This is a genomic window from Rhizobium sp. R711, from assembly GCF_002211365.1.
GTDB lineage: Bacteria > Pseudomonadota > Alphaproteobacteria > Rhizobiales > Rhizobiaceae > Rhizobium.
Map to the genome: position 1 here is coordinate 40,250 of NZ_LOKZ01000012.1, position 12,654 is coordinate 52,903.

12 protein-coding genes are annotated in these 12,654 nt (G+C 61.1%); all 12 read right to left on the reverse strand.

What is annotated here, in order from left to right:
* Nucleotides 1–19: 19 nt before the first annotated feature.
* Entirely contained in the window at nt 20–772 is a 753-nt protein-coding gene (locus ATY80_RS13615) for an SDR family oxidoreductase (protein WP_088692939.1), read from the reverse strand.
* Nucleotides 769–1,320, reverse strand: coding sequence for a hypothetical protein (locus ATY80_RS13620; protein ID WP_088692940.1), 552 nt, complete (start codon nt 1,318–1,320; stop codon nt 769–771). Before ATY80_RS13620 ends, ATY80_RS13615 begins: the two co-directional genes overlap by 4 nt.
* Nucleotides 1,321–1,371: 51 nt before the next feature.
* Complete coding sequence (gene odhB / locus ATY80_RS13625) at nt 1,372–2,616, reverse strand: 2-oxoglutarate dehydrogenase complex dihydrolipoyllysine-residue succinyltransferase (RefSeq protein ID WP_088692941.1); 1,245 nt, start codon at nt 2,614–2,616, stop codon at nt 1,372–1,374.
* 29 nt (nt 2,617–2,645) lie between these two features.
* A complete protein-coding gene (locus ATY80_RS13630; RefSeq protein WP_088692942.1) occupies nt 2,646–2,963 on the reverse strand; it encodes a YciI family protein in 318 nt (105 codons plus the stop codon).
* Nucleotides 2,964–2,975: 12 nt separating this feature from the next.
* The gene (locus ATY80_RS13635) at nt 2,976–5,960 is read right to left on the reverse strand and encodes a 2-oxoglutarate dehydrogenase E1 component (protein WP_088692943.1); all 2,985 of its coding nucleotides are present in this window, start codon (nt 5,958–5,960) and stop codon (nt 2,976–2,978) included.
* A 161-nt stretch (nt 5,961–6,121) separates the two neighbouring features.
* Nucleotides 6,122–7,027, reverse strand: coding sequence for a succinate--CoA ligase subunit alpha (gene sucD, locus ATY80_RS13640; RefSeq protein WP_088692944.1), 906 nt, complete (start codon nt 7,025–7,027; stop codon nt 6,122–6,124).
* Nucleotides 7,028–7,040: 13 nt separating this feature from the next.
* Nucleotides 7,041–7,532 (reverse strand): DUF1579 family protein, encoded by a 492-nt coding sequence (locus tag ATY80_RS13645; protein WP_088692945.1) that lies wholly within the window; start codon nt 7,530–7,532, stop codon nt 7,041–7,043.
* A gap of 9 nt (nt 7,533–7,541) precedes the next feature.
* Nucleotides 7,542–8,735: an ADP-forming succinate--CoA ligase subunit beta gene (sucC, locus tag ATY80_RS13650; protein ID WP_088692946.1), complete on the reverse strand. Its 1,194-nt coding sequence runs from the start codon at nt 8,733–8,735 to the stop codon at nt 7,542–7,544.
* A gap of 40 nt (nt 8,736–8,775) precedes the next feature.
* Entirely contained in the window at nt 8,776–9,738 is a 963-nt protein-coding gene (gene mdh, locus ATY80_RS13655) for a malate dehydrogenase (RefSeq protein ID WP_088692947.1), read from the reverse strand.
* A gap of 179 nt (nt 9,739–9,917) precedes the next feature.
* On the reverse strand, nt 9,918–11,081 hold the full coding sequence (gene zapE / locus ATY80_RS13660; protein ID WP_088692948.1) for a cell division protein ZapE: 1,164 nt from the start codon (nt 11,079–11,081) through the stop codon (nt 9,918–9,920).
* 50 nt (nt 11,082–11,131) lie between these two features.
* Nucleotides 11,132–11,641: a protease inhibitor Inh/omp19 family protein gene (locus tag ATY80_RS13665; RefSeq protein ID WP_088693228.1), complete on the reverse strand. Its 510-nt coding sequence runs from the start codon at nt 11,639–11,641 to the stop codon at nt 11,132–11,134.
* 223 nt (nt 11,642–11,864) lie between these two features.
* Nucleotides 11,865–12,644: a succinate dehydrogenase iron-sulfur subunit gene (locus ATY80_RS13670; RefSeq protein WP_088692949.1), complete on the reverse strand. Its 780-nt coding sequence runs from the start codon at nt 12,642–12,644 to the stop codon at nt 11,865–11,867.
* Between the last annotated feature and the right edge of the window lie 10 nt (nt 12,645–12,654).

The following is a 12,654-nucleotide window of genomic DNA, read 5'->3' on the forward strand; positions in this document are numbered from 1 at the left end:
GCGATATGGTCTCCGCGTCCTAACGGCCGCCGCTAACATTGAGTATGGCGCCCGTTATATAGGAAGCCGTCGGCGAGAGAAGGTAGAGGACCGCATCGGCGATCTCCTCTGCCGTGCCGGGCCTCTGCATCGGAATGCTCGGCGCCAGGTCGCGTGCGCGGTTCGGCAGGCCGCCGGATGCATGAATGTCGGTATCGATGACACCGGGGCGGATAGCGTTCACACGCACGCCCTCATTTGCCACCTCGCGCGACAGACCCACGGTGAACGTATCGATCGCGGCCTTCGATGCGGCGTAGTCGACATACTGCGAGGCCGAGCCCAGAACGGCTGCCATCGACGAGATGTTGACGATTGCCCCGCCATTGCCGCCATGCCTCGACGACATGCGGCGGACGGCTTCGGCCGCGCATAGGATCGAGCCGGTCACGTTGATCCGCATCATCCGCTCAAGTCGCTCGACGCTCATCTCGTCGACGCGCTGCTGGGCATCGACGATGCCGGCATTGTTGACCAGTCCATCCAGCCGCCCGAAGTGCTTCTCGACTGTCTGGAACATCGAAACGATATCCTGCGCGCTGCCGACATCGCCCTTGATTGCGATGGCGTCACCGCCCTCGGCCTTGACCTCCGAGACGATAGCGTCGGCAGCGGCGCGGTTGGCGGCGTAGTTCACAGCAACGTTCCAACCCTGGCGGGCAGCGAGCCGGCAGACCGCAGCACCGATACCCCGACTACCGCCGGTAACAAGAAGGACCGGTCGTTCTGTCATTTCGCGCACTCCGTGAATGCCAGGACATCCCACGGCGCAACCGTCGCCTTGTCGTTGCCCCAGATCTGCGATTGGCGGATCGCCGGACCGAGACCCGGCAGAAAGATATTCTCGGCGGCTGCCGCGGCTTCGGACTGCAGATTCTCGATCTCGCCCTTGGCATTCGCGCCGTAGATCGTGCCCCGCCAGATCGTGCAAGCGTCCAGATCGGCGCCCGTCACGTCGCCACCGGGGCATTTGAACATCAGGATACCGACAGCGCGTTCCGGATCGTCTGACGGCATCACATAGCCGTCGAGCTCGATCGAGGTCTTCAGCACCTTCAGCTTGAACCGGTTGCTGGCAGCCGCCGCTTCCGAATTGATCGGCGTGAAGCGCAACTCGTAGGCGCCATCCCTATCTGCGTAGACAGCACTTGCCTGGCTGCAGTCGGGAGCCGCCACAGCGATCGCAGGCAACGCCAACAAGAACGCGAGCGACGCCCCCACCCTGCCTTTGGCAAGGGGAGGCATCTTGGTCTTACGCCCTGTGGAGATTGCCAGCGACATCGCGCGCCCCGCTGAGGTGGAAAGGGCCGCTCGCGCGGCCCAGTCGAATGCTTAGAGATCGAGAACCAGACGCTCCGGATCTTCCAGGCTTTCCTTCACGCGAACGAGGAAGGTCACGGCTTCCTTGCCGTCGACGATGCGGTGATCGTAGGAAAGCGCGAGATACATCATCGGACGGATGACGATCTGGCCACCGACGACAACCGGACGGTCCTGGATCTTGTGCATGCCGAGGATACCGGACTGCGGCGCATTCAGGATCGGCGAAGACATCAGCGAGCCGTAGACGCCGCCATTGGTGATCGTGAAGGTACCGCCCTGCATGTCGGCCATCGAAAGCGAACCGTCGCGGGCAGCCTTTGCCAGACGTGCCAGTTCCTTCTCGACTTCAGCGATCGACATCTGGTCAGCGTCGCGGATGACGGGAACAACGAGGCCCTTGTCCGTGCCGACGGCCATGCCGATGTGGCAGAAGTTCTTGTAGATGATGTCGGTACCATCAATCTCAGCGTTAACAGCCGGCAGTTCCTTCAGCGCATGGGTGATCGCCTTGGTGAAGAAGCCCATGAAGCCGAGCTTCACGCCATGCTTCTTTTCGAAGACGTCCTTGTACTTGGCGCGCAGGTCCATGACCGCCTTCATGTCCACCTCGTTGTAAGTGGTCAGCATGGCGGCCGTGTTCTGGGCGTCCTTCAGGCGCTTGGCAATCGTCTGGCGCAGGCGCGTCATCTTCACACGCTCTTCGCGAGCGGCGTCCTCTACCGTCGACGGGCCGCGGGCAGCAGCCGGAACGGCGGGAGCGGCAGCGGCTGCCGGAGCGGAGATGCCCTTGGCAACAGCAGCAATCACGTCGCCCTTCAGAACCTGGCCGCGCTTGCCGCTACCGTCGATCTGATCGGCCGACAGATTGTTCTCGGCCAGCATCTTGGCGGCAGCCGGTGCGGGCGGCATGGCGGAGACTGAAGCAGCCGGCGCAGCAGCAGCGGCGACTGGTGCAGGTGCTGCAGCAGCGGGCTCGGCAGCCTTGGCGGGAGCGGCCGGGGCAGCAGCGGCACCGACGCCCGCGGCGATCTGGCCGAGCAGTGCGCCGAGACCGACCGTCTCGCCAGCCTGGGCAACGATTTCGGACAGCGTACCGGAAGCCGGTGCCGGCACTTCGATGGTCACCTTGTCGGTTTCAAGCTCGAGAATCGGCTCGTCAGCCTTGATGGCGTCGCCGACCTTCTTGAACCAGGTACCGACGGTTGCCTCGCTGACGGATTCACCGAGAGTTGGAACGCGGATTTCTGTGGCCATTGTTCAAATCCTGATTTGCTTGTGTTCGTTTATTCGTTTCCGGCAGCAGATGGCCGGAGAATGATCGAGGGCATTGGCAATATGTCAAAGCGAAAGCCGTAACCGGACTGGATGATCGGATCGGCATCGGCAAGCGCTTGCGCCGCCTTCTGATCCGCTGCCGAAACGACTGCCATGCCCCAGGCTCCCTCGCCTTCGAAGACGGGACCGACGGCAATCGCCAATCCCTCTTCTGCGTTGCGGTGCCAATAAGCGGCATGGCGGCTCATCGCAGCCATTTCCTCTCCGGTCGCGTCATGCGGGAAGCGAGGACGAGGCGGCACAAGTCTGAGGAAGAAATATGCCATCGCCCCGATCCCTTAGCCGCCCAGCGCATCCTCGAGGAATGCGGCGAGCTGCGACAGATGCTTGGACATCAGACCCGTGGCCGGCGAAGCGGCAGCCGGGCGGCCGGTGTAACGGACGCGCTGGTACTTCGCATCGATATGGGCGAGCACCCATTCCAGATACGGGTCGATGAACGACCATGCACCCATGTTCTTCGGCTCTTCCTGGCACCAGACCATCTCTGCGTTCCGGAAGCGGGAAAGCTCGTTGATGAGCGCCTTTGCCGGGAACGGATAGAGCTGTTCGACGCGCAGCAGGTAGATGTCGTCAATGCCGCGCTTTTCGCGCTCTTCCAGGAGGTCGTAGTAGACCTTGCCGGTGCACATGACGACGCGGCGGATCTTGGCATCCTTCTGCAGCTTGATCGGGCCGTCCTTGATAACCTCCGCATCGTCCCAAAGCAGGCGATGGAAGGAGGACTCACCGGCCAGTTCCGCAAGGCTGGAAACGGCCCGCTTGTGGCGCAGAAGCGACTTCGGCGTCATCAGAACGAGCGGCTTGCGGAAGTCACGCTTCAGCTGCCGGCGCAGGATATGGAAGTAGTTCGCCGGTGTCGTGACGTTGGCAACCTGCATGTTGTCTTCTGCGCAAAGCTGCAGGAAGCGCTCGAGGCGGGCCGAGGAATGCTCAGGACCCTGCCCCTCGTAGCCATGCGGCAACAGGCAGACGAGACCCGACATACGCAGCCACTTGCGTTCGCCCGACGAAACGAACTGGTCGAAGACGACCTGCGCACCGTTGGCGAAGTCGCCGAACTGGGCTTCCCAGAGCGTTAGCGCGTTCGGACGAGCCAGCGAATAGCCATACTCGAAGCCGAGGACCGCTTCTTCCGAAAGCATCGAGTTGATGACTTCGTAACGAGCCTGGTTGGACGACAGGTTCGCGAGCGGAATGTAGCGCTCTTCCGTCTCTTGATCATAGAGAACCGAATGACGCTGCGAGAAGGTGCCTCGTTCGCAATCCTGGCCGGACAGGCGGATCTTGTGACCTTCGACGACCAACGAGCCGAAGGCAAGCGCCTCAGCCATCGCCCAGTCGAGGTTCTCGCCCGTCTGGATCATGTTGGCACGGTTTTCCATGAAGCGCTGGATCGTGCGGTGCGCGCGGAAGCCTTCCGGAATTTCCGAAAGCTTGCGGCCGATATCCTTGAGCGTCTTCATCGCAACGGCGGTCTTGCCGCGGCGCTGTTCGTCGGCATTGTCGGCCGTGCGCAGGCCCGACCACTCGCCATCCAGCCAGTCGGCCTTGTTGGGCTTGTAGCTCTGGCCGGCGTCGAACTCCTGCTCGAGGTGGGCACGCCAGTCGGCCTTCATCTTCTCGACTTCGCCGTCGCTGACGAGGCCCTCTGCAACAAGACGGTCCGCATAGATCTGCAGCACGGTCTTGTGAGCGCGGATGACCTTGTACATCTTCGGCTGCGTGAAGGACGGCTCATCGCCTTCGTTGTGGCCGTAGCGGCGGTAGCAGAACATGTCGACCACAACGGGCTTGTGGAACTTCATGCGGAATTCGGTCGCGATCTTGGCCGCATAGACGACCGCTTCCGGATCGTCGCCGTTGACGTGGAAGATCGGCGCTTCGATCATTTTGGCAACGTCGGACGGATAGGGCGACGAGCGCGAGAAGGCCGGGTTCGTGGTGAAACCGATCTGGTTGTTGATGATGACATGCATCGTGCCGGCAACGCGATGGCCGCGCAGGCCGGAGAGGCCGAGGATTTCGGCAATCACGCCCTGGCCAGCGAAAGCCGCGTCACCATGGATCAGAAGCGGCAGAACCTTGGCGCGCTCGGACAGCGGGATGATGTCGCCATCCCACACGGTGGCGCCCATGTCCTGCTTGGCGCGAGCCTTGCCCATGACGACGGGATCGACGATTTCGAGGTGCGAGGGGTTGGCCGTCAGCGAGACGTGAACCTTGTTGCCATCGAACTCACGGTCGGAGGAGGCGCCGAGGTGGTACTTCACGTCGCCCGAGCCTTCGACTTCGTCAGGCGCGTAGGAGCCGCCCTTGAATTCGTGGAAGATCGCGCGGTGCGGCTTGCCCATGACCTGCGAGAGCACGTTCAGACGGCCGCGGTGGGCCATACCGAACACGGCTTCACGAAGGCCGAGATGACCGCCACGCTTCAGGATCTGCTCGAGTGCCGGGACGAGCGATTCACCACCGTCGAGACCAAAACGCTTGGTGCCCTTGAACTTGACGTCGAGGAACTGCTCGTAGCCTTCGGCTTCGACGAGCTTGGCGAGGATGGCCTTCTTGCCCTCAGGGCTGAAAGCGACGCCCTTGTCCGGACCTTCGATCCGTTCCTGGATCCAAGCCTTCTCTTCCGGGTTCGAGATGTGCATGAACTCGACACCGAGGGTCGAACAGTAGGTGCGCTCGAGGATCTCGATCATCTCGGGAAGGGTGGCGTATTCGAGGCCGAGAACGTTGTCGATGAAGATCTTGCGGGAATAGTCGGCCTCGGTGAAACCGTAAGCTTCGGGCGACAGTTCCTTGTAGTCTTCGACAGGTGCCGCAATCCCGAGCGGGTCGAGCTTGGCATGCAGGTGACCGCGCATGCGGTAGGCGCGGATCATCATGATGGCGCGGACGGAGTCGCGCGTCGCCTGCAGGATGTCGGCGCCATCGGTCGGCTTGCCGGCTGCTTCCGCCTTGCCCTTGACCTTGGTTTCGATGATTTTCTCTACAGCGCCCCAATCCCCGTCGAGCGCCGAAACGAGGTCGCTCTTCGGCTGCAGGGGCCAATTTGCCTTGCGCCAGGACGCGCCCTTGGCCGCCTTCTTCACATCTTCCGGATTGTCTTCCAGCGCCTTGAAGAAGGACCGCCATTCCTCGCCGACCGAGTTCGGGTCTTCCTCATAACGCGCATAAAGCTGCTCGATATAGGCAGCATTGGCGCCATCCAGGAACGAGGTAATCTGAAACTGCTCGTTGGCTTCTTGCCGTGCCATGGTTACACGCGGACGCCTTCGTCCGCCTCCTGACTTGTGATTCCGCCGGATACTCGACCGGCTTGCCGCATCTGTCGTTAGCCGCCTGTCCGCGGCTCATTCCATTTTAGAAGTCGAGCCCCGGGCAGGCGGTGAACGCCGCTGCCCGAGGTATGGATGGATTAGCCCTTGAGGACTTCAACCAGCGTCTTGCCGAGGCGAGCCGGGGACGGCGACACCTTGATCCCGGCCGATTCCATCGCCGCGATCTTCGATTCTGCGTCACCCTTGCCGCCGGAAACAACGGCGCCTGCGTGACCCATCGTGCGGCCCTTCGGCGCCGTACGGCCCGCGATGAAGCCGGCCATCGGCTTCTTGCGGCCCTTCTTGGCTTCATCGATCAGGAACTGTGCCGCGTCTTCTTCAGCCGAGCCGCCGATTTCGCCGATCATGATGATCGAGGTCGTGGCTTCGTCAGCGAGGAACATTTCGAGCACGTCGATGAACTCCGTGCCCTTGACCGGGTCGCCGCCGATACCGACAGCCGTCGTCTGGCCGAGGCCTTCGTTCGAGGTCTGGAACACGGCTTCGTAGGTCAGCGTGCCGGAACGCGAGACGATACCGACCGAACCCTTGCGGAAGATCGAGCCCGGCATGATGCCGATCTTGCACTCTTCCGGCGTCAGGATGCCCGGGCAGTTCGGGCCGAGCAGGCGCGACTTCGACTTGTCGAGCTTGGCCTTCACACGCACCATGTCCATGACCGGGATGCCCTCGGTGATGCAGGTGATGAACGGGATCTCGGCGTCGATCGCTTCGATGATCGCATCGGCGGCGCCTGCCGGCGGAACGTAGATGACGGTCGCATCGGCGCCGGTCTTGTCCCTGGCTTCGGCGACAGAGGCGAAGATCGGCAGCGAGGTGCCGTCGACGCCAGACGACCACGATTCACCACCCTTCTTCGGGTGAATGCCGCCGACCATCTTGGTGCCGTAATAGGCGAGCGCCTGTTCGGTGTGGAAGGTGCCGGTCTTGCCGGTCAGGCCCTGAACGAGAACCTTGGTGTCTTTGTTGACGAGAATGGACATGCGAGGCCTTTGTTTAGGAGAGGTTGGAAGACGTGGGGGACGTGCGACGGTAGATCCCGCTGACGACCTCCTGCCAGGTGTCGCTGCCTGCAGGCGAAAAGCTCACGCCCATCCGGTAGCGGTCTTCATTTTCAAATGTGAATACGGTGCGCTGTGTACCGCGCGGCGAAGTCTTCGTCAGCACGAGCTCGATGTCGCTCCACTCGCCAGAAGCGGGCGAAGGCGGCACGAAACCCACGGTATCGAACTGGTAGAGCTTGTAGGCCTGCTCTGACCCGTCGAAACCGAAGAGGTTGCGAGCTTCGAACGAAACGGCGCCTTCGCGCGTCTGGCGATAGCGCTGTTCCAGGAAGAACCCGCCGAAGAGCGCCTCAGCGGAGAGTTCGGCACAGGCTTTGCCCTCCGTGGTCCACGCCGACGCTGCCACATGCTCTTCCCCTTCCCAAACGCCGGCAAAGGCGTTGAGACGGAGATGAGCAGCAGAGGGCGTGGACTGGAAGGCCATGATCAGTCCTCAGCCGTTGATCGCCGCGACGATCTTCTTCGCCGCATCGTCAAGATCATCAGCCGCGGTGATCGCCAGACCTGACTCGTTGAGGATCTTCTTGCCGAGCTCGACATTGGTGCCTTCGAGGCGAACGACGAGCGGAACCTTCAGACCGACTTCCTGCACGGCCGCGACAACGCCTTCGGCAATGACGTCACAACGCATGATGCCGCCGAAGATGTTGACGAGGATGCCCTCTACCTTCGGATCCGCAGTGATGATCTTGAAGGCCGCAGCGACCTTCTCCTTGCCAGCACCACCGCCGACGTCGCAGAAGTTCGCCGGCTCCTTGCCGTAAAGCTTGATGATGTCCATCGTCGCCATGGCGAGACCGGCGCCGTTGACCATGCAACCGATGTTGCCGTCGAGAGCGACGTAAGCGAGATCCCACTTGGAAGCTTCAATTTCCTTGGCGTCTTCCTCGGTCTCGTCGCGGAGCGCCTTGACGTCGTCATGGCGGAACAGCGCGTTGCCGTCGAAGGACATCTTGGCGTCGAGAACGCGCAGGTGACCGTCTTTCATGACGATCAGCGGGTTGACCTCGAGCAGCGCCATGTCCTTTTCGCCGAAGGCCTTGTAGAGCGCCGGGAACAGCGACTTGGCATCTTCGGCGGCAACGCCGGTCAGTTCGAGAGCCTTGGAGATCGCAGCAACGTCAGCAGCCGTCACACCGGTTTCCGGATCGATGGCGATCGTGTGGATCTTCTCAGGCGTGTCGTGAGCAACAGCTTCGATGTCCATGCCGCCTTCCGTCGATACGACGAAGGCAACGCGGCCAACCGAGCGGTCGACCAGCAGCGAGCAATACAGTTCGCGGTCGATGTCTGCGCCGTCTTCGATGTAGAGGCGGTTGACCTGCTTGCCGGCTTCGCCCGTCTGCGCCGTTACCAGCGTGTTGCCAAGCATTTCCTTGGCGTGAGCAACGACTTCGTCGATCGACTTGGCAAGGCGAACGCCGCCCTTGGCGTCGGGGCCGAGCTCCTTGAACTTGCCCTTGCCACGGCCGCCAGCATGGATCTGGCTCTTGACCACGTAGAGCGGACCCGGCAGCGACTTGGCGGCAGCTTCGGCTTCCTCGACCTTGAGGATCGGCACGCCCTTCGCGACCGGCGCGCCATAGCCCTTCAGCAGAGCCTTGGCCTGATATTCATGAATATTCATGGGTCTATTCCTGTTTGGATTGCGTCAGCACGCCGACTGATTACTTGAGCGCAGGCGCGATGTTGATGCAGGCTTCGCACAGGCCGGCGACAGCAGCGACGGACTTGTCGAAGGCTTCCTTTTCGGCCTTGTTGAGGTCGATCTCGATGATGCGCTCGACGCCGCCGGCACCGATGACGGTGGGAACGCCGACATACATGTCCTTGACGCCGTACTGGCCGGAGAGCTGCGCTGCGCAAGGCAGAACGCGCTTCTTGTCCTTGAGGTAGGATTCAGCCATCTCGATCGCGGAAGCAGCCGGCGCGTAGTAGGCCGAGCCGGTCTTCAGCAGGCCAACGATTTCAGCGCCACCATCACGGGTGCGCTGGATGATTTCTTCGAGGCGCTCCTTGGTGACCCAGCCCATGGTGACGAGGTCGGTGAGCGGGATGCCGGCAACGGTCGAGTAGCGAGCGAGCGGCACCATCGTGTCGCCGTGGCCGCCGAGAACGAACGCGGTGACATCCTGGACGGAAACGTTGAATTCCTTGGAGAGGAACAGGCGGAAACGCGAACTATCCAGAACGCCGGCCATGCCGACGACCTTGTTGGCCGGAAGGCCGGAGAACTTCTGCAGAGCCCAGACCATCGCATCGAGCGGGTTGGTGATGCAGATCACGAAAGCGTTCGGGGCATACTTCTTGATGCCGGCGCCGACCTGCTCCATGACCTTGAGGTTGATGCCGAGCAAATCGTCGCGGCTCATGCCCGGCTTGCGAGCAACGCCTGCGGTGACGATGCAGACGTCCGCCCCTTCGATCGCGGAATAGTCACTGGCGCCCGTCAGATTGGCATCGAAGCCCTCGACCGGAGAGGACTGGGCAATGTCGAGGCCCTTACCCTGAGGAATGCCGTCGGCGATATCGAAGAGAACGATGTCACCCAGCTCCTTCAGGCCGGCGAGATGCGCCAGCGTGCCACCAATCATGCCAGAACCAATGAGTGCGATCTTGTTACGCGCCATTTCGCTGTTTCCTTTGCGATCAAAATTCGTCAGGCGACGCGCGGAGGGGCCTCGCCCAATGCCGCAATCGCATAGCTCCAAAGCCAAAAAATGGCAAACGATTATTTTTGAGCAAGGAAATTCAATCGTTTAGATCATAAAATTCTTACGTAAACGTAAGATAAATTGTCACCGAAACGTTACTCCGCGGCACGGCATCCCTGATGCAAGGCCAGATACTCATCGCTGCGCATTTCAAAAAGGCGCGAGACAGTGCGGTCAAATTCGAAGCCCTCGGTACCACGCGCTTGTGTCAGCAAATTTTCAGGCATCGCTGCAGCGGACAGATAGAGCCGCACTGCATGATCGTAAAGCGTATCGATCAGGATAATGAAGCGCTTCGTCTGGTTGCGCTTTTCGGGACCAAGGAACGGTACGTGATCGACGAAGATGGCATCAAAGCGTTCGGCAATGGCGAGAAAATCAGCTGCACCAAGGGGTTTCTCGCAGAGATCAGCAAAGGAAAACCGCGCCAGGCGGTCGACGGCCAGCGGCACGTGGATCGTCCGCCCTTTCATCGGAATTTCCAGCGAGTGCGCCCTGCGGCCATGCAGCGCCTGCATCCAGGAGGCATCCATGGCCATGTCGGTCCGGGCATCAAGCGGCGTCAGATAGACCGGCTGACTGTCGAGCTTCTCCATCCGGTAGTCGGTCGGCGAGTCGAGAGTGACGATCTCCACGTACTGCTTCAGAAGATCGACAAAGGGTAGAAACAGGCTTCGATTGAGGCCGTCCCTGTAGAGATTGTCCGGCTCGACATTCGAGGTCGCGACCAACAGGCATCCACGGCGGAAAAGTTCGGAGAAAAGCCGCGAGAGGATCATCGCGTCGGCGATATCAGTCACGGTGAATTCATCGAAGCAAAGCAGTTCGGCTTCATCATAGAGCGCAGCGGCGACCACCGGAATGGGATCGGCCTGTTTGGTTTCACCCTGCTTGAGCTTCAGGCGATGCGCCGCAATGCGATTGTGCACGTCGGTCATGAATTCGTGGAAATGCGCGCGCCGTTTCTTCGCGCAGGGCGCCATCCCGAAGAACATATCCATCAGCATCGTCTTGCCGCGACCGACGCTGCCGTGAATGTAAAGCCCTTTAACCGTTTCCGATGGCTTCTTCTTGTTGGCGAAAAGCCAGCCGAGAGCGCTCGCCTTTGCCGCCGGCCGTCGCTGCTTCAATCCCGACAGCACCCGATCCAGGCACTTCGCCACATGCATCTGGGCCGAATCGATTTGAAGCGCGCCCGAAACCGTCAGCGACTTCAACTGTTCGCTGACGCTCAGGGAGTAGTCTGGCATGGGTTGCATAAAGGAGGTCCGCCTATGCAGGATCGGCGGCCTTCGCCGCCCAATCTTTTTTAACGGCTGAGGCTGATCGGTTGACCGGTATTGGTCTGGCCGCTGAAGGCATTGTCGGCTGTCTTATAGACACTGCCGATCTGGTTGCCGCTGCGGTCCTTCAGGAGAACCTGCTTGCCGGAAACTTCCCAGGAGCCCATCGCCGTCAGCTCGCCAACGCAGCCGCGCGTACCGCCACGCGAGCCGCTGCCGAGATTGGTAAGCGTCAGGAACATGTCGCAGGAGCCGTTGACGCGCCAGCTGCCGACCATCGATTCCTTGGTGACGTCCATCGCATTCGCCGCCATCGCGCCGGGCTGACCGCCAGCGACAGGTGCCGAGGCCGTCGGAGCGGCAGGAAACTGCGAAGAGCCGGAAGGCGGCGGAAGCTGCCCACCCTGAACCGAGGGAACCGGCTGGGCGGTGAGCGGCGCCGGAGCAGAATAGCTTGCATCATTATATGCGGTGCGCTGGCAGCCAGCTAACGACAGAATAACCACGAGACCTGTCGCCATATGTCTGAACTGCATCATGATACTCCTGATTTTTCCAGTATTGTCCTGAAGTTGCCGCGCAATCACGGCGGAATTATCTTGAAAGGCTGTATTGAATCAAGCCAGCGCGAGGAGAAATTGTGTCTATGTGGGAGCAACGCCGTAGCCGCGAGACAAATTTGGCGCAATCCCGGGTAAATCAAGGCTTCGTGATCGGATAAAGAAAAGGGCCGCATTTGCGGCCCTCTTGCTGGATCGATCAGACGCGGCGCTCGACCATCATCTTTTTGATTTCGGCGATCGCCTTGGCCGGGTTCAGACCCTTCGGGCAGGTCTGCGCGCAGTTCATGATCGTGTGGCAGCGATAGAGGCGGAACGGATCCTCGAGATTGTCGAGACGCTCGCCGGTTGCTTCGTCGCGGCTGTCGATCAGCCAACGATAGGCCTGCAGGAGAACGGCCGGACCGAGATATCGGTCGCCGTTCCACCAGTAGCTCGGACAGGAGGTCGAGCAGCAGGCGCACAGGATGCACTCATAAAGGCCGTCGAGCTTCTGGCGATCCTCGTGGCTCTGCTTCCATTCCTTGGCCGGCGTCGGCGAAACCGTCTTCAGCCACGGCTCGATCGAGCGATGCTGGGCGTAGAAGTTGGTGAGGTCGGGAACCAGATCCTTGACCACGGGCATATGCGGCAGCGGGTAGATCTTCACCGAGCCCTTGATCTCGTCCATGCCCTTGGTACAGGCGAGCGTGTTCGTGCCGTCGATGTTCATCGCGCAGGAACCGCAAATGCCTTCACGACAGGAACGGCGCAGCGTCAGCGTCGGGTCGATCTTGTTCTTGATGTAGAGCAGGCCGTCGAGCACCATCGGGCCGCAATCGTCGACATCGATGTAGAAGGTGTCGATCGACGGGTTCTGGCCGTCATCCGGGCTCCAGCGGTAAACGCGGAATTCGCGGGTATTCTTGGCGCCAGCCGGCTTCGGCCACACCTTGCCTTCGCGCATCTGGGAGTTCTTGGGAAGTGCGAGTTCAACCATGTCCAGTTCC

Bases quoted from the DNA above. Each gene is read 5' to 3' on its own strand.
- ATY80_RS13615 (WP_088692939.1), bottom strand. From the start codon at position 772: ATGACAGAACGACCGGTCCTTCTTGTTACCGGCGGTAGTCGGGGTATC.
- ATY80_RS13620 (WP_088692940.1), bottom strand. From the start codon at position 1,320: ATGTCGCTGGCAATCTCCACAGGGCGTAAGACCAAGATGCCTCCCCTT.
- odhB (WP_088692941.1), bottom strand. From the start codon at position 2,616: ATGGCCACAGAAATCCGCGTTCCAACTCTCGGTGAATCCGTCAGCGAG.
- ATY80_RS13630 (WP_088692942.1), bottom strand. From the start codon at position 2,963: ATGGCATATTTCTTCCTCAGACTTGTGCCGCCTCGTCCTCGCTTCCCG.
- ATY80_RS13635 (WP_088692943.1), bottom strand. From the start codon at position 5,960: ATGGCACGGCAAGAAGCCAACGAGCAGTTTCAGATTACCTCGTTCCTG.
- sucD (WP_088692944.1), bottom strand. From the start codon at position 7,027: ATGTCCATTCTCGTCAACAAAGACACCAAGGTTCTCGTTCAGGGCCTG.
- ATY80_RS13645 (WP_088692945.1), bottom strand. From the start codon at position 7,532: ATGGCCTTCCAGTCCACGCCCTCTGCTGCTCATCTCCGTCTCAACGCC.
- sucC (WP_088692946.1), bottom strand. From the start codon at position 8,735: ATGAATATTCATGAATATCAGGCCAAGGCTCTGCTGAAGGGCTATGGC.
- mdh (WP_088692947.1), bottom strand. From the start codon at position 9,738: ATGGCGCGTAACAAGATCGCACTCATTGGTTCTGGCATGATTGGTGGC.
- zapE (WP_088692948.1), bottom strand. From the start codon at position 11,081: ATGCAACCCATGCCAGACTACTCCCTGAGCGTCAGCGAACAGTTGAAG.
- ATY80_RS13665 (WP_088693228.1), bottom strand. From the start codon at position 11,641: ATGCAGTTCAGACATATGGCGACAGGTCTCGTGGTTATTCTGTCGTTA.
- ATY80_RS13670 (WP_088692949.1), bottom strand. From the start codon at position 12,644: ATGGTTGAACTCGCACTTCCCAAGAACTCCCAGATGCGCGAAGGCAAG.